The organism is Aeromonas sp. 25-248, assembly GCF_053005425.1.
Genome location: NZ_JBRKTB010000008.1, coordinates 108,764 through 129,525, shown reverse-complemented (window position 1 = coordinate 129,525; position 20,762 = coordinate 108,764). Strand labels below are relative to the sequence as shown.

General features: G+C 63.0%; 12 protein-coding genes. 4 read left to right on the top strand and 8 right to left on the bottom strand.

Going from position 1 to position 20,762, the window contains the following annotated elements:
• Window positions 1–33: 33 nt before the first annotated feature.
• Entirely contained in the window at window positions 34–1,440 is a 1,407-nt protein-coding gene (locus ACVDHI_RS13275; RefSeq protein WP_048208545.1) for a D-arabinono-1,4-lactone oxidase, read from the bottom strand.
• 115 nt (window positions 1,441–1,555) lie between these two features.
• Entirely contained in the window at window positions 1,556–2,173 is a 618-nt protein-coding gene (locus ACVDHI_RS13270; RefSeq protein WP_010675804.1) for a LysE family transporter, read from the bottom strand.
• Between the two features lie 76 nt (window positions 2,174–2,249).
• Between ACVDHI_RS13270 and ACVDHI_RS13265 the strand changes: the two genes are divergently transcribed.
• Window positions 2,250–3,167 (top strand): LysR family transcriptional regulator, encoded by a 918-nt coding sequence (locus ACVDHI_RS13265; protein WP_128318053.1) that lies wholly within the window; start codon window positions 2,250–2,252, stop codon window positions 3,165–3,167.
• On the opposite strand, the gene ACVDHI_RS13260 is transcribed toward ACVDHI_RS13265, so the two are convergent.
• The 3 genes from ACVDHI_RS13260 to ACVDHI_RS13250 all read right to left on the bottom strand — a co-directional run bounded on the left by ACVDHI_RS13260 (window position 3,164) and on the right by ACVDHI_RS13250 (window position 10,097).
• Window positions 3,164–4,735 carry a cyclic diguanylate phosphodiesterase gene (locus tag ACVDHI_RS13260; RefSeq protein WP_323932471.1) on the bottom strand — a complete coding sequence of 524 codons (1,572 nt, stop codon included), beginning with the start codon at window positions 4,733–4,735 and terminating at the stop codon, window positions 3,164–3,166. The genes ACVDHI_RS13265 and ACVDHI_RS13260 overlap by 4 nt on opposite strands.
• Window positions 4,736–4,966: 231 nt before the next feature.
• The gene (gene acnB, locus ACVDHI_RS13255) at window positions 4,967–7,564 is read right to left on the bottom strand and encodes a bifunctional aconitate hydratase 2/2-methylisocitrate dehydratase (protein WP_324061479.1); all 2,598 of its coding nucleotides are present in this window, start codon (window positions 7,562–7,564) and stop codon (window positions 4,967–4,969) included.
• A gap of 229 nt (window positions 7,565–7,793) precedes the next feature.
• Window positions 7,794–10,097 carry a patatin-like phospholipase family protein gene (locus ACVDHI_RS13250; protein ID WP_202041262.1) on the bottom strand — a complete coding sequence of 768 codons (2,304 nt, stop codon included), beginning with the start codon at window positions 10,095–10,097 and terminating at the stop codon, window positions 7,794–7,796.
• A gap of 273 nt (window positions 10,098–10,370) precedes the next feature.
• On the opposite strand from ACVDHI_RS13250, the gene ACVDHI_RS13245 reads away from it, so the two are divergent.
• From ACVDHI_RS13245 to ACVDHI_RS13235, 3 genes are all read left to right on the top strand, one after another.
• Window positions 10,371–12,281, top strand: a complete 1,911-nt coding sequence (locus ACVDHI_RS13245; RefSeq protein ID WP_447212164.1) for a methyl-accepting chemotaxis protein — start codon at window positions 10,371–10,373, stop codon at window positions 12,279–12,281.
• Window positions 12,282–12,403: 122 nt separating this feature from the next.
• The gene (locus ACVDHI_RS13240) at window positions 12,404–14,050 is read left to right on the top strand and encodes a methyl-accepting chemotaxis protein (RefSeq protein ID WP_124243695.1); all 1,647 of its coding nucleotides are present in this window, start codon (window positions 12,404–12,406) and stop codon (window positions 14,048–14,050) included.
• A gap of 143 nt (window positions 14,051–14,193) precedes the next feature.
• Window positions 14,194–14,376 carry a hypothetical protein gene (locus ACVDHI_RS13235; RefSeq protein WP_017779057.1) on the top strand — a complete coding sequence of 61 codons (183 nt, stop codon included), beginning with the start codon at window positions 14,194–14,196 and terminating at the stop codon, window positions 14,374–14,376.
• A gap of 73 nt (window positions 14,377–14,449) precedes the next feature.
• Here the strand turns inward: ACVDHI_RS13235 and lpdA are convergent, their stop codons facing one another.
• The 3 genes from lpdA to aceE all read right to left on the bottom strand — a co-directional run bounded on the left by lpdA (window position 14,450) and on the right by aceE (window position 20,702).
• On the bottom strand, window positions 14,450–15,877 hold the full coding sequence (lpdA, locus tag ACVDHI_RS13230) for a dihydrolipoyl dehydrogenase (RefSeq protein WP_010675812.1): 1,428 nt from the start codon (window positions 15,875–15,877) through the stop codon (window positions 14,450–14,452).
• 148 nt (window positions 15,878–16,025) lie between these two features.
• Complete coding sequence (aceF, locus tag ACVDHI_RS13225; RefSeq protein WP_447212163.1) at window positions 16,026–17,921, bottom strand: pyruvate dehydrogenase complex dihydrolipoyllysine-residue acetyltransferase; 1,896 nt, start codon at window positions 17,919–17,921, stop codon at window positions 16,026–16,028.
• A 120-nt stretch (window positions 17,922–18,041) separates the two neighbouring features.
• Window positions 18,042–20,702, bottom strand: a complete 2,661-nt coding sequence (gene aceE, locus ACVDHI_RS13220) for a pyruvate dehydrogenase (acetyl-transferring), homodimeric type (protein WP_039040509.1) — start codon at window positions 20,700–20,702, stop codon at window positions 18,042–18,044.
• Between the last annotated feature and the right edge of the window lie 60 nt (window positions 20,703–20,762).

Genomic DNA, 20,762 nt, shown 5'->3' with positions numbered 1-20,762 from the left:
GCGAGTGTCTTGCATATCGGTCATGTCAGATCCTTACCGGTTGGCGAACAGGTCGCCGAGCCAGCGGTTTTCGAAACGGCCATGGGGGTCAAGCTCCCGCTTCAGGGCCAGGAAGTCGTGCCAGCGCGGCAACAGGGCCGGGAAGTCGTAGAGGTCCATCGCCAGGTGCTTGCCGAAATGGGGAATGCCGCCGAGGGGCACCAGCAGTTGCTGCAACTCGCGCATCTGCTCCATGGAGCCCCCGACAAAGGTCCCGTCCGCCGCCAGATAGACCAGAAAACCTATCCAGCACACCGACTTGTCATGGGCGGCACTGAGCCAGGCCACGGAGGGACCGGTGCAGCGCAGAATGAAGGGGTAGTGCAGCACGCCGGGGTTCGCCTCCTGCCATGCCTGCAGGATTTCAAGGGCCTCCCCCATGCGTTCGAGGGGCACGGCCACCTCGCAATTGATCTGGGGAGCAGGGATCCCCTTGCAGAGGATCTGGTAGACGTTGCCCACCAGATCCGAGGCGTCCTTGAAGCGGCGTACCGTCTCGAAGTGCTCGCCTGCCCTGGCCTCGTCCTTGGTGTCTCTGGCCATCTTCTGCAGGGTCGCGTCTATGGTGGCATTGAGCGCCAGGTTCATGCGCTCGTCCATGTCTCCCTCCAGCACCAGCGGCTCGCTGCCCCCGGCACGGTAGCGGGCCACCTCGTCATCGGAGGCGGGATCCACCAGCCAGATGTGACTCTCGCCGGTCCAGGCGAACCACCAGCTCTTCACGAAGGCGTGCTCCCGGTTGAGACGCTCGTTGTGTTCCAGCAGGAAGGGGTAGTCGGTGGTGAACTTGGTGCAGCGCATGATGCGGTTGGGCACGGTGTTGAGGGTCACATCCAGCAGGATGCCGAGCATCCCCATGCCCATCACGAAGGCGCCGAAGCGCGGATCGGTGCGATCCACACGGATGATGTCGCCGCTCGCCAGCATCACGGTCAGGGCAGCCACCGCATCGCACAGGGCGGACTGGTGCAATCCCTGCCCATGGGTGCCGGTGCTGAGGGCGCCACCCAGGGTCTGGATGCCGATGACGCCGGGGGACGCCGGCAGCATGCGATCCATGGCGATGAGGTCGGCATAGACGGTATCAAGCGGCGTCCCTGCCAGGTAGGTCACCGTATCGGCAGTCTTGTCCAGCTGGCCGCGCAGGTGGTGCAGGTCCACCAGCAGCGCCTGGCTGCCTTCGGCGTAGACGCTGTGGATGGGTTCGAAAGAGAGGCCGGAGCCGATGAGCCGCAGCTTGCGCTCGGGGTATTCCCGCAGCAGTTGCTGCAGCTCGTCACGGGTCGTCGGGCGCCACACCTGATCAAGGGCGCCGAGGGGGTTGGTTCTGGACCAGTTGAACAGCACCTCCCGATTGCCAATCGCCTTGATGCTGTGAAATGCCTGGAACCTGACCGTCATACCGCGCCTCATCTGACTTCAAAATGAGCGCCAATTCTACCGAAAAGTGGCTGCCAAGGCATGAAAAACAAGACCCTACAGTCGGGGGTGGATAGGGGGAGCGCCCCTCCCCGCCTCAGCGCGTTTGCTGGGTCAATGCCAGCAACATGCCGAATCCCACCAGCAGCCCCCCGAACACCCGATCGATCCAGTGGCGTACCGCCAGCAGTCGGTCGCGCACCGCAGGGGTGGAGAAGAAGAGCGCCACCGCACCAAACCAGAGGGCGTGCGCCAGCGCGATGAAGGCGCCATAGCCGATCTGGACCGCCAGCGGCGTCTGCGGCTGCACCACCTGCATGAAGAGGCTGACGATGAAGATGGTCGTCTTGGGATTGAGCACATTGGTCAGAAATCCGGTGCGCAGCGCACCCAGACTGGAGAGGGCAGGCTGACAGATGCTCTCTTCATCGGCAGCCGGTTTGGCCCGCAGCATCTTGATGCCGAGGAAGATGAGATAGGCGGCCCCTGCCAGCTTGATGAGGTTGAACAGCCAGAGGGATTGCTGGATCAGCAGGCCCACCCCCAGCAGGGTGTAGGCCACGTGCACGCAGACCCCGGCCGCGATGCCGATCGCCGTCAGCACGCCGGTGCGGCGCGAGAGCAGCAGGCTGTTGCGCGACACCATGGCAAAGTCGGGCCCGGGGCTGATGACGGCAAAGAGGGTAATGGCGACAACGGCTAACAGTTCGGTCATGAAAAGAGTCCTGATTAGAGGGGATATCGGCTATTTTATTTGCCAATAACACCAATAACGAACGATGATTTCTGACATGAATGGTGAAAAAAACTCACAAAAAGCCCTCTCGCTTCCCTCCCTTACCGCCCTGCGCTGTTTCGAGGTGGCTGCCCGCACCGAGCATTTCGGCCGCGCCGCCGATGAACTGCATCTCACCCATGGCGCCATCAGCCGGGCGGTACGACTGCTCGAGGAGGATCTGGGGGTCATGCTGTTCGAGCGGCGCCAGCGCCGGGTCTTTCTGACCGACGCGGGTGAACGGTTCTATCAGGCGGTCAGAGAGGGGTTGGGCAGCATCCGCCAGACGGCGCAGGCCCTGCGCCAGCAGAGCCGTCCCCAGTCGCTGGTGCTCTCCTGCGAACCCACCCTCCTGATGCGCTGGCTGATCCCGCGCTGGCCCGCCTTCCAGGCTCTGCACCCGGAGCTGGACGTACACCTGATGGCGGGCGGCGGCGCCCTCAGCTTTGGCAGCGGCATCGATCTCGCCATCCGGCGCAACGACTTTCACTGGCCTGCCGAGCTCTACAACCAGTTGCTGTTCGAAGAGCGGACCGGCCCTGTCTGCCCGCCGGGCAAGGTGGCGCACTTCTTTGAATCCAGGGGGGATATGCAGGCCCTCAGGCCAGCGGCCCCCCGTCTGCACACCAAGACCCGTCCGGGCGCCTGGTTGGAGTGGCAGCAGCACGCAGGTATGTCCGCCGACGAGGAGGTGCCGGGTCAGACCTTCGAGCACTTCTATTTCAGCCTGCAGGCGGCAGTCGCCGGGCTGGGAGTCGCCATCGGCCCCTACCGCCAGGTGTGCGACGATATCGAGGCCGGTCTGCTGGTGGCACCGCTCGGCTTCGTCCCCGACGGCACCGGCTATCACCTGCTCGCCCCCGCCCCTCCCGAACCCGGCAGCCCCCACGACATCCTGGTGAACTGGCTGCACAGCCTGGTGGGCGCGGCCTAGCCCTGGGCGGTGCGCCCGGCAGCGACCTGTATCTCTCCCGCCGTCAGCTCCCGGCAGAACTGGCGTATCGGCATGGGGCGGGCAAACAGGTATCCCTGCAGATACTGGACCCCCTTGCCTCTCAGATAGGCGGCCTGCTGCTCCGTCTCCACCCCTTCGGCCACCAGGGACAACCCCAGCCGTCCCCCGAGGTCGATGACGTTGTCCACGATGTGCTCGGAGAGGGACTCCGTCCCGATACGGCCGATGAAGGAGCGGTCGATCTTGAGATAGTCCACGTGGAATTGCTGCAGATAGATGAGGCTGGAGTGGCCGGTGCCAAAGTCATCGATGGCGAGCTGCACCCCCATCTCGTCGAGCTGGCGAAACAGGGAGAGGGTCTGCGGGCTGGTCACCAGCAGCTCCCGCTCCGTGAGCTCCAGCACCAGCACCACCCGTCCCGGCACGAAGTGGCCGAGGAAGTCGCGGCACTCCGCCACCAGGGAGAGGTCCCGGCAGTGGATGGCACTGATGTTGAAGCTGATGTGAAATGCCTCGGGCAGCTGCTCCTGTACCGGGTGGAGTGTCTTGGCCACCGTCTTCATCAGGTTGACCGTCATGGGCACGATCAGGCCAGACTCTTCCGCCTGGGGGATGAAGAGATCGGGGCGGATCAGCCCCTCGGTGGCATGTTGCCAGCGCATCAGTACCTCGGCTCCCACCATCTTGCCGCCCTTGCTGGCGATCAGCGGTTGCAGATAGGGGACAAATTCCCTGGCTCGCAGCCCGCGCCTCAGCTCGTCCGTCAGGGCCCCCGGCCGCCCAAGCAGCCACCACACCAGCAGTGAGAGCACCAGCGAACTGACTCCCAGCCAGATCAGTTGCAGATGGCGAGCCTCCCACAGGGCACGCCAGTAGATCGGCATGGCATAACCGGCGTGGATGGTGAAGGGGTAACGCTGGGAGGCGAGTATCAGGGCAAACTTGCTGTGCAGTTTCGGCGGATCGCTTTGGAAGTGGCCGGACTCATCGAGCCAGGCGGACCCCACCTGCAAGAAGAGCTCGCTGGGATCGCTGCTCAGGGTAAGCATGAAACTGAGCTGACTGCTGTCAATGGCGCTCAGTGCCGCATCACGCCCCCGCTCCTGACGCACCACCAGCAAGGGGTGATTCTTGCGCACCAGGTTGCCGCTCATCAGCAGCAACTTGCGATCCGTGTAGCGGGAGCCGTCATCCACTTCCCTGGCAGGCCCGAACAGCGAGGTGCAGTTGATGATCCCCTGTCGCACCAGATTGATGGAGCGCAGGAACGGCTCCAGCGCCACTCGCTTGCGCAGCAGCAGCAGGTTGTCGCTGCAAGGTCGACCGGCCAGCGGCAATACCTCGAGGTTGGCCCGTTCGGCCTGATCCAGCATGCGCTCCAGCAAGGTTCTGGCCTTGCTGGCTGACGCACTGGCATCGTTTTTCAGCTCCTGCTCGTAGCTGTCGTGCACCATCCACCCTCCCACCACCAGGGGCAGGGCCAACACCAGCAGGGCACAACCAAGGCGCCACTTCATGCGGGCCAGATCAATCCGGAACAGAAACATAGCAACCACGCCGCAATGCGCGGGCCCGCTTCGCAGGTACCGCGGTATAAAAGTGCCCACCAGGAAACGGTGGGGCCATCATGGCCAGACAACGAAAGCGCAACGCGCGTACCAGGCAGATCGACGACGCCGTTGCTGGGCATGGCGGGTCATTATCGCGCAGCCCCCTGAAATGGAAAATGCCGCGTCGAGACGCGGCATTGTTATTTTCAGTGGTCAGACCGGCGAGTCTCAGACCGCTTGCTGCAGGATCACCGCATCGGCCTTCTTGGTGTAGGAGGCGATCTCGTTGAAGTTCAGGTAGCGGTAGGTGTCGGCCGCAGTGGCGTCCAGCGCCTTGGCATACTGCAGATACTCTTCCACGGTCGGGATCTTGCCGATGATGGCGGCAACCGCGGCCAGCTCGGCAGAAGCCAGATAGACGTTGGCCCCCTTGCCCAGACGGTTCGGGAAGTTGCGGGTGGAGGTGGAGACCACGGAGGCCCCTTCCGCTACCCGCGCCTGGTTACCCATGCAGAGGGAGCAGCCCGGGATTTCGATGCGAGCACCGACGCGACCAAAGATGCCGTAGTAGCCCTCTTCGGTCAGCTGATCCTTGTCCATCTTGGTGGGGGGGGCGATCCACATGCGGGTCGGCAGCTCGCCCTGATACTTCTCGAGCAGCTTGCCGGCAGCGCGGAAGTGGCCGATGTTGGTCATGCAGGAACCGATGAACACCTCGTCAATCTTGTCACCCGCCACGTCGCTCAGCAGACGGGCGTCGTCCGGATCGTTCGGCGCACACAGGATGGGTTCCTTGATGGTGGCCAGATCGATCTCGATGATTTCGGCGTACTCGGCATCCTTGTCCGCTTCCATCAGTACCGGGTTGGCCAACCACTCTTCCATCCCCTTGATGCGGCGGGTGATGGTGCGCACGTCGCCGTAGCCTTCGGAGAGCATCCACTTCAGCATCACGATGTTGGACTTCAGATACTCGATGATCGGCTCTTTATCCAGCTTGATGGTGCAACCGGCGGCGGAGCGCTCGGCGCTGGCGTCCGCCAGCTCGAATGCCTGCTCCACTTTGAGGGTCGGCAGACCTTCGATCTCGAGGATGCGGCCGGAGAAGATGTTCTTCTTGCCCGCTTTCTCGACGGTCAGCAGCCCTTTCTGGATGGCGGCATACGGGATGGCATGGACCAGGTCACGCAGGGTGATACCCGGTTGCAGCTCGCCCTTGAAGCGCACCAGCACGGATTCCGGCATGTCCAGCGGCATCACGCCGGTGGCGGCGGCGAAGGCCACCAGACCGGAGCCCGCCGGGAAGGAGATACCAATGGGGAAACGGGTGTGGGAGTCACCACCGGTACCCACGGTATCCGGCAGCAGCATGCGGTTCAGCCAGGAGTGGATGACGCCGTCGCCTGGACGCAAGCTCACACCGCCGCGGTTCATGATGAAGTCCGGCAGGGTGTGGTGAGTCTGTACGTCGATGGGCTTGGGGTAGGCCGCGGTGTGGCAGAAGGACTGCATGGTCAGATCGGCGGAGAAACCGAGGCAGGCCAGATCTTTCAGCTCGTCGCGGGTCATCGGGCCCGTGGTGTCCTGGGAACCGACCGTGGTCATCTTGGGTTCGCAGTAGGTGCCCGGGCGGATGCCCTTCACGCCGCACGCCTTGCCCACCATCTTCTGGGCCAGGGTGAAGCCCTTGCCGGTGTCGGCGACAGGCTGCGGACGGCGGAACACGGTGGAGAAGGGCAGACCCAGCGCTTCGCGGGCCTTGTCGGTCAGACCGCGGCCGATGATCAGCGGAATGCGGCCACCGGCGCGCACTTCGTCGATCAGCACGTCGGTCTTCAGTTCGAACCGGGCCAGCACCTCGTCGGTGCCGTGGCGGGTGATCTTGCCCTCATAGGGGAAGATGTCGATGACATCGCCCATCTCCAGTTTGGAGACGTCCACTTCGATGGGCAGGGCGCCGGCATCTTCCATGGTGTTGAAGAAGATCGGGGCAATCTTGCCGCCGAGGCAAACGCCGCCGGCACGCTTGTTCGGCACGAACGGAATGTCGTCGCCCATGAACCAGAGCACGGAGTTGGTGGCGGATTTACGGGAAGAGCCGGTACCGACCACGTCACCCACGTAAGCCAGCGGGAAGCCCTGCTCTTTCAGGGCATCGATGGTCTTGATGGGGCCGATGACGCCATCCTTGTCCGGGGTGATGCCGGGACGGGCGTTCTTCAGCATCGCCAGGGCGTGCAGCGGAATGTCCGGGCGGGACCAGGCGTCCGGCGCCGGCGACAGATCGTCGGTGTTGGTTTCGCCGGTCACCTTGAACACGGTGACGGTGATCTTCTCGGCCAGGGCCGGGCGGTTCAGGAACCACTCGGCGTCAGCCCAGGATTGCAGTACCTGTTTGGCGTGGGCATTGCCCGCCTTGGCCTTCTCTTCCACGTCGTGGAAGGAGTCGAACATCAGCAGGGTGTGGGAGAGGCCCTTGGCGGCAAGAGGAGCCAGGGTCGCATCGTCCAGCAGGTCGATCAGCGGCTGGATGTTGTAACCACCCTGCATGGTACCGAGCAGCTCGACGGCTTCGGCGGCAGTCAGGATGGGGGAATGGGCCTCGCCCTTGGCGACGGCGGTGAGGAAGCCGGCTTTCACATAGGCCGCTTCATCAACACCCGGGGGAATGCGGGAGGACAACAGTTCTTTCAGAAAGTCCTGTTCGCCAGCGGGCGGATTCTTGATCAGCTCAACCAGGGCGGCAACCTGCTCTGCGTCCAGAGGTTTGGCGACCACGCCTTCGGCGGCACGTTCTGCGACGTGTTTACGGTATGTTTCAAGCACGACTAATTCCTCTTTGGTCTTTTTTTTGGGGTTCGCCCAAGCTCGCGGCGATCGTCCTTGCGGGACACCCGTAGGGTGCCCCCCACTATATAAGTTTTAACGACTAATTAAAATCCAAACCCTGTGCAGTTATTCATCAAACCAGCATAACCATATAAACCCATTAGGTTTTTTTAGAGTGACAAGCCGCCCACCCAAGGTGAGTTAACAAAAAGGCAGCATTTCGCCCTTATTGGAACGTAGTGCCCAATTGCAGATAGAACATGTCGTGTCCCCCCTCCGCCACGCCATAGCCGAGGAAGATGGGACCGAGGAAACTCTCCACCCCCATATAGAGGGAACCCGAGGTATAGGAGGATTCGATACTGATGTCCTCTCCCTTGTCCCAGACCCCCCCCTGCTCGAGGGAGCCCCCGAGGAACAGGGGGGCCTTGAAGGCACCGAAGTCGTTGTCCGCCACCCGGTAGATGTAGCGCAAGCCGCCGAACAGGCTGTAGCGACCGCTCAACTGGTAATGCTGGAAACCGGACATGCGGAACAGCCCCCCCAGATCCTGCACGAACAGCGGAACCGTCTCCTGGGAGCTTGAGCCGCCCCCTTCCAGCATCAGGTTGAGGCTGTGCCTGTCCCAGGACCAGGGCTTGATCATCACCAGCCGGTAATTCACCCCCTCGGCCTGCTCGGAGGGGCCGTCCGAGGGGTCGAGATCGACGTAGGAGTAGCCCCCCTTGATGTCCCAGTAGACCCCCTGATAGGGGAAGTAGCGGCTGTCGAGGGTGTCGTGCTCGAAGCGGATGTAGGGTCCCCAGGCGGAGGCATCGGCATCCGCGTTGGTGAGGTTCTGGATCTCCACGCTGCCGATCTTGCCCTCCAGTCCAAGGGAGAAGCGACTCCAGGGCTGGCGATTCCAGCCGACGGCGAGATCCACGCTGGTGAAGCTGTACTCGGAGTCCAGATAGCTGACCCCGGACGAGGACCTGCTCTCTTCCGGGAAGAAGACGCGTCGCTGGGTCTTGTCGTAGGCCAGGCTCGTCTCACCGAAGTAGGTCTGGGAAGGCTCCAGTGGGGTGTAGAAGTCGGTCTTGAGGTGCTTGGCGGTCCCGAGGGACGCCTCGGTCAGCCACTCGCCTCCCCAGTCGTTGACGTTGGTCAGGGTGTAGGACATGCCGACGTTGTAGTTGGAGCTGCTCTCGAAGTCATCGGAGAAACCGAGCTGGAAGTTGAGATAACCCGGCCCCCAGTTCTTCTCGCTGGCGTCCACCACCAGCACGTTCTCCCCGTCCCGCTCCTCCACCTCGTAGGTGATGCGATCGAACGACTCCAGGGCGTAGAGGCGACGGATCCCCGCCTCCAGGCTCTCGTAGGTCTGCACCTTGTCCGGACGCACGTTCAGCATGGCCCGCACCGTGTCGTCGGAGAGGCGCGACTTGTTGATGATCTCCACCTTGTCGATGTAGTAGGCGGGCTGGCCGCTGCGCTCGGCGCGCCGGCTCAGCTTGCCGTTGCGATAGTCGGCGTAGGCGGCGGGCGAGAGAGAGAGTGCATCGAGCCGGGCCGCTGCACTGTTGGCGACCGCCTCCCCGATCTTGATCCCCTCCGGCATCAGGGCGAAGTCGGCGATCCCCATGTTGCCGAACTCGGGGGTCAGCAGGATGTCCCTGGGGCCCAGCAGCGCCTTCTGCTTTTCGGTCCCCACCTGGGTCATGTAGGTGGTGAGCTGATCGATCATGGCCAATCCCGACTTGAGGGACTCTCGGGTACGCAGCTTGGCGCTGATGTCCACCGCGATCACCACGTCGGCCCCCATGGCCTTGGCCACGTCCACCGGCATGTTGTTGACCGTGCCACCGTCGGCCAGGATGCGGCCGTCCCAGTCCACCGGCTTGAGGGCACCGGGAATGGACATGGAGGCCTGCATCGCCTTGGCGAGGCTGCCGTGATCCAGCACGAAGGGGGTCACCGTCTCCATGTCGGTCGCCACCGCGCGATAGGGGATAGGCAGGTTGTCGAAGCTCTTTTGCGCCGGCAGGTTGGAGGTGGCGTGGCGCAGCAGGCTTGCCATGGACTGTCCCTGGAAGAAGCCGTCCGGCAGCTGGGTCTGGTCACCGTTGACCCCGATGTCGGTGCGCAGCTGGTACTTCTCGGTCTGCTGCTTCTTGCGCAGGGAGAGCTCGTCGCGCCCCACCTTGTCCTGATAGCCCTTGTTCCAGTCGATGGCAAGCGTCGTGCGCTCCACCTCCTCGGCGCTGAGCCCCATGGCATACATGCCCGCCACATAGGAGCCCATGCTGGTCCCGACGATGATGTCCACCGGGATGTGCTTTGCCTCCAGCACCTTGAGCACCCCGATATGGGCCGACCCCTTGGCCCCGCCGCCGCTCAGTACCAGGGCGATCCTCGGACGCTCCATCTTGGTTGCCCCCGGGTTTCTGGCCGAAGGCGCGGGATCATTGGCTCCGGCCGCCGCCATGAACGGCAGGGTCGCCAGCAGGAGCACGAGCAGGTGGGTCCATCCCCGATGAAAGATGCGCATATGAGAGTCCATAAATCCGGTGCGAGTCGAGCGGGCAGGCCGCCAGTCAGGTGCAGCCTACTATAAGTGCAAGCACTTTAACCGCAAGCCGGGGTGCTGGCGAGGGGTCGCCCCGCTTGCAACGATGTCTCGGCAAAATCGGGCGCCAATCCAGTCCAATCCGGGTGTGAGCGCAAACGTTAATCGACAATAAACGCCCCCGCCGCCTCAAGAGCGCGCCAAATCAGCCGCTATTATGAGTTCAACCCTGGTTCACACTTCCGAGTCACCCTTATGTTCGCAAGCCTGACACTGAAACAGAAAATTCTGGCCACCGTCATCCTCGCCGTGGCCCTCTCCTGCCTGCTGGTGGGCTATTTCAGCCAGCGTTCTGCCCAGCAGCTGATCGAGAACCGCATGTTCGAGCAGGAGCTGCCCAACCTGACCCAGCGCATCGGCAAGGAGATCGAGAAGGATCTCACTTCGGTCGCCAATGCCGCCAGACAGCTTGCCAACGACCGCTTCGTGCTGGACTGGGTCGAGCGCGGCATGCCAAAAGAGCAGGAGTCCATCCTCATCAACCAGCTCAAGGACATGACGAGCCAGTATGGCCTGGTCACCGCCTCCTTCGCCGATCGCCAGAGTGCCGCCTACTACAACCAGGACGGTTTTCTGCGCATTCTTAATCACGAGCAGGACAACTGGTTCTATGACTACACCAAGAGCCGCCAGGATCTGATGCTCAGCATCTTTCGGGAGAGCAACGGCGAGGTGAAACTGTTCGTCAACTTCCAGCAACTCGACGGACGCGGCCTCGCCGGCCTCGCCAAATCCCTCGACAGCATGGTCAGCATGCTCGCCAACTTCCGCATCGGCGACAGCGGCTTCGTCTTCATGACAGACGGCAGCGGCAAGGTGAAGCTGCACCCCGACGCCGCCCGCATCGATCGGGACAACCTTACCCAGCTGGCCAGCGGCAGCAGCACCAACCTGCTCAACAAGCAGCCCTTTGCAGCCACCCGTGCCGAGGTCGACGGCCAGCCCGTGATCCTGGCCAGCAGCTACATCCCCCTGCTCGACTGGTATCTGGTGGCCCAAGTGCCGGAGGCCGAGATTTATGCCGAACTGGACAGAGCGCGCCTGCACATGGTGCTGGTCAGCCTGGCCATCGCCGTCGGCATGGGGCTGCTCGGCGTTCTCCTGGCGGGCTCCGTGAGCCGCCCCCTCAACGAACTGGCCCGCCTGTTCCGCGAACTCGGCAGCGGTGATGGCGACCTCACCCATCGCCTCAAGGTCGATGGCCGTGACGAACTGGCCCAGGTGGCGACCGGCTTCAACAACTTTGTCGCCAAGATCCACGGCTCCATCGAACAGGTGGCGAGCAACTCCCGCCAGCTCGCCGCCACCGCCAACGAGGTGGCCGCCAAGGCCCAGCTCACCCAGCACAACTGCACCGCCCAGCGGGATCGCACCGTCCAGGTCGCTACCGCCATCCACGAGATGGGAGCCACCGTCAGCGAGATCGCCGGCAATGCGTCTCTCGCCGCCGACGTTGCCAAGCAGGCCAACGAGCAGGCCGATGCGGGGGCCCAGGTGGTCGCCCAGGCCCGTCACGGCATCGTCGGCCTCTCCGGTGAAATCGAACAGGTCGCCGGGGTCATCGAGTCCCTGGCGAGCCAGACCGACTCCATCGGCAGCATCCTCGACACCATCCGCAGCATCTCGGAGCAGACCAACCTGCTGGCCCTCAACGCCGCCATCGAGGCTGCCCGCGCTGGCGAGCAGGGCCGTGGCTTCGCCGTGGTGGCCGACGAGGTGCGCAACCTCGCCAGCCGCTCCGCCGCCTCCACCGCCGAGATCCAGGGCATGATCAACAGCCTCCAGGAGCAGAGCGCCCTCGCCGTCAGCGCCATGGCCCAGGGGCGCAACCAGAGCCTGCGGGTGGTGACCCAGGCCGACGAGGCCAACGGCGCCCTCGACCAGATCACCGGGCACATCACCCAGATCAGCGACATGAACATCCAGGTCGCCACCGCCACCGAAGAGCAGTCCAGCGTGGTCGGGGAGATCAACCGCAACGTGGAGGACATCAACCAGCTCACCATGGAGACCGCCGACATCGCCCACCAGTTGACCGAGTCCAGCCGCAGCCTGCAACAGCTCTCCGGCGAGCTCGACAAGCTGGTCGGCAACTTCCGGTTATAAGATGAAAGGGCGCTGCGGCGCCCTTTTTTCACCGGGTCGACAGGGAATACCGACCCCCATGACGGCGAACCGTCATGACAAGCCGCTACAGTAGCGACACAGCAACACACCAAGGAGTCAACATGCTGGCAGGCAACCTCACCATCAAAACCCAACTGATCCTGGCCGTCACCGTGCCCTGTCTCGCCCTGCTGCTGGTTGGCGCCGCCAGTCTGCGCAGCATGGACAACATCAGGCAGCAGGCCGAAGAGCTGTTCCAGAATACCGCCACCCCCATGCGGGCCATGGCGGAAGTGGCCTCCCGCATCCCGCGCATGCGCGTCGGCATCGACATGATGCTGCTGCAGGACACCTCCCTGCGCGACGAAAAGGGGGTGCTGACCCGGGTCAAGGAGACCCGCGAGGAAGACATTCCCGAGATGCGCCAGGCCATGGAGCAGGCCGTCAAGGCCCAGGTCGATCCGGACGCCCGGGCCAGGGCCCAGACCCTGCTCGATCAATTCACCCGGGTGGAGCGGGAGGAGCTGACCCCCATGTTGCAGGCGCTCTCTGACAACAAGATGGACGAGGCACGCGCCATCTACCGGGATCGCTACAGCCAGAGCTACGGGGTCATGCGCAAAGGCGCCAATGAGCTGCTCGACGGGTTGATAGGTCAGGCCCAGCATCGCAACGACCTGAGCGAAAACAGCTATGACAGCGGTCGTACCCAGATGATCGCCATCATCGTCATCGCCATCGCCATCTCGCTGCTCGTCTCGACCCTCATCCTCATCGGGCTGCGCCGCCGGGTCTCCTTCCTGCAATCCCATATTGGCGAGGTGGCCCGCCACCTCGCCCTCGACAGCCGCGCCAGTCTCACCGGCAAGGACGAGCTGGCCGAGATTGCCCACAGCTTCAACCAGTTCGTGACCCGGATCCACGGGGCCATCGTGCAGGTGGCGAGCAACTCCCGCCAGGTGGCCGCCACCGCCAGCGAGGTGGCCGCCAAGGCCCAGCTCACCCAGCACAACTGCACCGCCCAGCGGGATCGCACCGTCCAGGTCGCCACCGCCATCCACGAGATGGGGGCCACCGTCACCGAGATCGCCGGCAATGCGTCTCTCGCCGCCGACGTCGCCAAGCAGGCCAACGAGCAGGCCGATGCGGGGGCCCAGGTCGTCGCCCAGGCCCGTCACGGCATCGTCGGCCTCTCCGGTGAAATCGAACAGGTCGCCGGGGTCATCGAGTCCCTGGCGAGCCAGACCGACTCCATCGGCAGCATCCTCGACACCATCCGCAGCATCTCGGAGCAGACCAACCTGCTGGCCCTCAACGCCGCCATCGAGGCCGCCCGCGCCGGCGAGCAGGGCCGTGGCTTCGCCGTGGTGGCTGACGAGGTGCGCAACCTCGCCAGCCGCTCCGCCGCCTCCACCGCCGAGATCCAGGGCATGATCAACAGCCTCCAGGAGCAGAGCGCCCGCGCCGTCAGCGCCATGGCCCAGGGCCGCAACCAGAGCCTGCGGGTGGTGACCCAGGCCGACGAGGCCAACGGCGCCCTCGACCAGATCACCGGACACATCACCCAGATCAGCGACATGAACATCCAGGTCGCCACCGCCACCGAAGAGCAGTCGAGCGTGGTGGGCGAACTCAACCGCAACGTGGAGGACATCAACCAGCTCACCATGGAGACCGCCGATATCGCCCATCACCTGACCGAATCGAGCCGCAACCTGCAGCACCTCTCCGGCGAGCTCGACAAACTGGTCGGCAACTTCCGCCTCTGAGCGTCCGGCACCTCTTCCTGACCCGCACCAGGGCGCTTCGGCGCCCTTCTTCATGACCACGGCAAGCCGTGACGCACGGGGGATACGTCGTCTCCCACCGCCCTGCCACATACCTCATAATCAGGAAAACGCGAGGAGGTATGATGGGCAAGCTGGTCGTGATGATAGTGCTGGGGGGGCTGCTCAGTGCCTGCAGCAGCGGGCCCGTGCGGGTGCACGGGGCCGATGTGAGCGTGGACGATACCCGGATCCGGGTCAGTGATGGGGATCGCGGAGGCTACGGTACCTTCTGCCCACCGGGACAGGCCAAGAAGGGGCGCTGCTGACCGCAGGGTGCCGAAAGACAGACAACAAAAAGCCGCTCCATGGAGCGGCTTTTCTTATGAAACGGGCAGAAGATTATTTTTTCTTCTTGGCCTTGGCGTTCGGCAGGTCGGTGATGGAGCCTTCGAACACTTCGGCAGCCAGACCCACGGACTCGTGCAGAGTCGGGTGAGCATGGATGGTCAGCGCGATGTCTTCAGCGTCGGCACCCATCTCGATGGCCAGACCGATTTCACCCAGCAGTTCACCGCCGTTGGTACCCACGATGGCACCACCGATGACGCGGCCGCTCTCCTTGTCGAAGATCAGCTTGGTCATGCCGTCGGAGCAGTCGGACGCGATGGCACGACCGGAAGCAGCCCACGGGAAGGTGGCGACTTCGAAGTTCAGACCCTGTTGCTTGGCTTCCTTCTCGGTCAGACCCACCCAGGCCATCTCCGGCTCGGTATAGGCGATGGACGGAATCACTTTCGGGTCGAAGTAGTGCTTCTTGCCGGCGATGACTTCGGCCGCCACGTGGCCTTCATGTACACCCTTGTGGGCCAGCATGGGCTGACCGACGATGTCGCCGATGGCGTGGATGTGGGCCACGTTGGTACGCAGCTGCTTGTCGACTTCGATGAAACCGCGCTCGTTGACGGCAACACCGGCCTTCTCGGCATCCAGCATCTTGCCGTTCGGCACACGACCCACGGCAACCAGCACGTTGTCGTAGCGAACCGGCTCGGCCGGGGCGTGCTTGCCTTCATAGGAGACGTACAGGCCGTCTTCACGGGCTTCAACGGCGGTGACCTTGGTCTCCAGCATGATGTTGAATTTCTTGGCAACGCGCTTGGTGTAGATCTTGACGATGTCTTTGTCGGCAGCCGGTACCAGCTGGTCGGCAAATTCCACCACGTCGATCTCGGAACCCAGGGAGGAGTACACGGTACCCATCTCCAGGCCGATGATGCCGCCACCGATGACCAGCAGCTTGCCAGGAACGGTCGTCAGCTCCAGCGCATCGGTAGAGTCCCATACGCGGGGGTCGTCATGGGGGATGAACGGCAGCTTCACCGGACGGGAACCGGCAGCGATGATGGCGTTGTCGAAGGTGACGGTGGTCTTGCCGTCGGCGCCTTCCACTTCCAGGGTGTTCGGGCCGGTGAACTTGCCAAAGCCGTTAACAACCTGGACTTTACGCATCTTGGCCATGCCAGCCAGACCGCCGGTCAGCTGGTTGATGACCTTCTCTTTCCACAGACGCACCTTGTCGATGTCGGTCTGCGGGGCACCGAAGACGATGCCGTGCTCGGCCAGCGCCTTGGCTTCTTCAATGACTTTGGCGACGTGCAGCAGTGCCTTGGACGGGATGCAACCCACGTTCAGGCAGACGCCACCCAGGGTGGAGTAACGCTCGACGATAATGGTATCCAGACCCAAGTCAGCCGCACGGAAGGCAGCGGAATAACCGGCAGGGCCAGCACCCAGTACTACGACCTGGGTTTTGATTTCTTTACTCATCATGACCTCTTTGTCGTTCTTATATCCCCGGACAGCACAGTCTTATGCCAAACAAGGCCGCTGCAGCCGTGAAAAAAACGGGGCAAGTTTACAATCCTGTTAACGAAATGAGAAGCAAAAAGGGCGGGCTCTGGGCCCGCCCTCTCACTTACAGGACCAGTCGACGAATGTCGGACAACACACCACTCAGGGTGGTGATGAAGCGGGCACCGTCGGCGCCATCGATGACGCGGTGGTCGTAGCTCAGAGCCAGCGGCAGCATCAGGCGCGGCACGAACTCTTTACCGTTCCACTTCGGCTTCATCTCGGACTTGGAGACGCCCAGGATGGCCACTTCCGGCGCGTTGACGATCGGGGTAAAGCTGGTACCGCCGATGCCACCCAGGCTGGAGATGGTGAAGCAACCGCCCTGCATGTCGGCAGCGGTCAGCTTGCCGGCACGGGCCTTCTTGGAGATCTCGGCCAGATCGCGGGACAGCTCGTGGATGCCCTTCTTGTTGACGTCGCGAACCACCGGAACCACCAGACCGTTGGGGGTATCCACCGCCACACCGATGTGGATGTACTTCTTCATGATCAGCTTGCTGCCGTCTTCGGACAGGGCGCTGCAGAAGCGCGGATGGGCTTCCAGGGCCTTGGCGGCCGCCTTCAGGATGAACACCAGCGGGGTGATCTTCACGTCCAGCTTCTGCTTCTCGGCCAGGATGTTCTGCTCTTTGCGGAACGCTTCCAGATCCGTGGTATCGGCTTCGTCGAACTGGGTGACGTGGGGGATCATGGCCCAGTTGCGGTGCAGGGCAGGACCGGAGATCTTCTGGATACGGGTCAGTTCCAGCTCTTCGACCGGGCCGAACTTGCTGAAATCAACCTTCGGCCAGGCCACGACGCTCATGCCGTTGCCAGTGCCGGTGCCGGCAGCCGGAGCGGACTCGGCGCGCTTGACCGCATCCTTCACGTAAGCCTGCACGTCTTCTTTGACGATGCGACCCTTGCGACCGGAGGCTTTCACCTTGGCCAGGTTGACACCGAACTCGCGCGCCAGACGGCGTACTGCCGGGGAGGCGTGGACGTAGGCGTCGTTGGCGACGAAATCGGAAGCGGCAGCAGCCTGGGCAACCGGTGCAGGAGCGGCGGCAACCGGCGCGGCAGCAACAGGCGCTGCGGCAGGAGCCGGAGCAGCCACGGCAGCCGGAGCGGCACCCGCCACTTCGAATACCATGATCAGGGAACCGGTGGAGACCTTGTCACCCGCCTTCACCTTGATCTCCTTGACCACACCGGCGAACGGCGCAGGCACTTCCATGGAGGCCTTGTCGCCTTCCACGGTGATCAGGGACTGGTCGGCTTCAACCTTGTCACCCACGGCGACCATGATTTCGGTCACTTCCACTTCGTCACCGCCGATGTCCGGCACGTTGACGTCTTTGGCACCGGCGGCAACCGGAGCAGCGGCAGCCACGGGGGCTGCAGCAGGAGCCGGCGCGGCAACAGCGGCCGGGGCAGCGCCCGCCACTTCGAAGACCATCACCAGGGAGCCGGTGGAAACCTTGGCGCCGGCGGCGACCTTGATCTCGACCACGCGGCCGGCGAACGGTGCCGGTACTTCCATGGAGGCCTTGTCACCTTCCACGGCGATGATGGACTGGTCGGCTTCAACCATGTCGCCCACGGCAACCATGATCTCAGTCACTTCGACTTCGTCACCACCGATGTCCGGCACGTTGACGTCCTGACGAGCGGCAGCGGCAGGAGCAGCGGCCGGCGCGGCAGCAACCGGGGCAGCAACCTGGACCGGAGCCGGTGCGGCAGCACCCTCGGCTTCGAAGACCATGATCTGGGAACCGGTGGCAACCTTGTCGCCCACCTTGATCAGGATCTCTTTGACGATACCGGCGGCGGGGGCCGGGACTTCCATGGAGGCCTTGTCACCTTCCACGGCGATCAGGGACTGGTCCAGCTCGACCTTGTCACCCACAGCCACCATGATCTCGGTGACTTCAACTTCATCGGCACCGATATCCGGCACCATAATCTGTTTGGACATTGCGCTTTATCCTCTTGCGTGCATCCGCGTGGCTGCCTGAGCATCACCACGCGCATCCCGCGTTATCCGTTTAAACCCAGGCAAGGTCGCGCCGGATACCCGGCGCGACACTCAATCCTCTTACGCGTACAGCGGGTTGACCTTGTCGGCATCGATGCCGTACTTGGCGATGGCTTCGGCCACAACCTGCTTGTCTACCTCGCCGCGCTTGGCCAGTTCGGTCAGGGCAGCAACCACTACGTAGAACTCGTTCACTTCGAAGTGACGACGCAGGTTGGCACGGCTGTCGGAGCGGCCGTAACCGTCGGTACCCAGTACACGGTAGTTCTCGGTCGGAACGAAGGCACGCACCTGATCGGCGAAGGACTTCATGTAGTCGGTCGCGGCGATGGTGGCTTCGGAACCCAGCACCTGAGCGATGTAGGGCACACGCGCTTCGGCGGTCGGGTGCAGCATGTTCCAGCGATCCGCGTCCTGACCGTCACGAGCCAGTTCGTTGAAGGAGGTGACGCTGAACACGTCGGAACCCACGCCGTACTCGCTGGCCAGGATCTGGGCGGCAGTGCGCACGTGCCCCAGGATGGAACCACAACCCAGCAGCTGTACCTTGGCCTTGGTGCCGGCCACGGTTTCCAGCTTGTAGATACCCTTGCGGATGCCTTCCTCTGCGCCTTCCGGCATGGCCGGCATGGCATAGTTCTCGTTCAGGGTAGTGATGTAGTAGAACACGTTTTCCGGGTTCTCACCGTACATGCGGCGCAGGCCGTCCTGTACGATCACCGCCACTTCATAGGCGTAGGACGGGTCGTAGGAGATGCAGTTCGGGATGGTGTTGGCCAGGATGTGGCTGTGACCATCTTCGTGCTGCAAGCCCTCTCCGTTAAGAGTGGTACGACCGGAGGTCGCGCCCAGCAGGAAGCCACGGGCTTGCTGGTCGCCGGCTGCCCACGCCATGTCGCCGATCCGCTGGAAGCCGAACATGGAGTAGTAGATGTAGAACGGGATCATCGGGCAGTCGTTGGTGCTGTAAGAGGTGGCAGCAGCCAGCCAGGAGGACATGGCGCCCAGCTCGTTGATGCCGTCTTGCAGAACCTGACCCTGCTTGTCTTCCTTGTAGTAGGAGACGATGTCGCGGTCTTGCGGGGTGTACTGCTGACCGTGCGGGCTGTAGATACCGATCTGGCGGAACAGGCCTTCCATACCGAAGGTACGGGCTTCGTCAGCCAGGATCGGGACGATGCGCTTGCCGATGGACTTGTCTTTCAGCATCACGTTCAAGGAACGCACGAACGCCATGGTGGTGGAGATTTCGCGCGCCTGTTCACCCAGCAGCGGACCGAAGGCATCCAGCGCCGGGATTTCCAGCTTGGTGGTGCTCTCGCGCAGACGGGTCGGTACATAGCCCTTCAGTGCGGCACGGCGGGCGTGCAGGTACTTGTGCTCTTCGGTACCCTCTTCGATCTTCAGGTACGGCAGGTTTTCCAGCTGCTCGTCGGTGACCGGCAGGTTGAAACGATCGCGCAGGTGACGCACGGAGCCCAGATCCATCTTCTTGACCTGGTGAGCGATGTTCTTGCCTTCGGCCGCTTCGCCCATGCCATAGCCCTTGATGGTCTTGGCCAGGATCACGGTCGGCTTGCCCTTGGTCTGTGCAGCCTTGGAGAAGGCAGCGAACAGTTTGCGGGGGTCGTGACCACCGCGGTTCAGGGCGAAGATCTCCTCGTCGGTCATGTCTTTGACCAGCGCGGCGGTTTCCGGGTAACGGTTGAAGAAGTGCTCGCGCACGTAGGCACCGTCGCGGGACTTCATGGTCTGGTAGTCACCGTCCACGGTCTCGTTCATCAGCTGGATCAGCTTGCCGGAAGTGTCTTTCTTCAGCAGCTCATCCCACTTGCGACCCCAGATGACCTTGGTCACGTCCCAGCCAGCGCCTGCGAACAGACCTTCCAGCTCGTTGATGACCTTGCCGTTGCCGACAACCGGACCATCCAGACGCTGCAGGTTGCAGTTGACCACGAACACCAGGTTGTCGAGCTTTTCACGCACGGCAACGGTCAGGGCACCCTTGGCTTCCGGCTCGTCCATCTCGCCGTCACCCAGGAAGGCGTAAACGGTCTGCTCGGAGCAATCCTTGATGCCACGGTCGGTCAGGTACTTCAGGAAACGCGCCTGATAGATGGCGGCGATGGGGCCCAGACCCATGGAAACGGTCGGGAACTGCCAGAATTCCGGCATCAGTTTCGGGTGCGGGTAGGAAGGGATACCCTTTCCATCCACTTCCTGACGGAAGTTGTCCAGCTGCTCTTCGGTCAGACGACCTTCGGCGAATGCACGGGCGTAGATGCCCGGGGAGATGTGACCCTGGAAGTAGACCAGATCGCCACCGTCCTTCTCGTTGCGGGCACGGAAGAAGTGGTTGTAGCAGACTTCATAGATGGTCGCGGAAGAAGCGAAGGAAGACATGTGACCACCCAGGTCCAGGTCTTTCTTGGAGGCGCGCAGCACGATCATCATGGCGTTCCAGCGGATGATGGCGCGAATGCGGCGTTCCATTTCCAGGTCGCCCGGGTAGGCCGGCTCGTCGCTGGACGGGATGGTGTTGATGTAGTCGCGGTTTGCCTTGGCAGCCACGTCCACACCGCTTGCGCGGGCTTTCTCGGCCAACTGTTCAAGGATGAACTGAGCGCGTTGCGGACCCTCTTCACGCAGCAGGGATTCCAGAGAGGCAAGCCACTCCAGCGTTTCTATCGGGTCCACATCGTTCTTCAGGATATCAGACATGGCTGGTTCCTATGTTGTTGTGATTGCACGGCATTGCACGGCGAAGGGCGCAAGCATTCG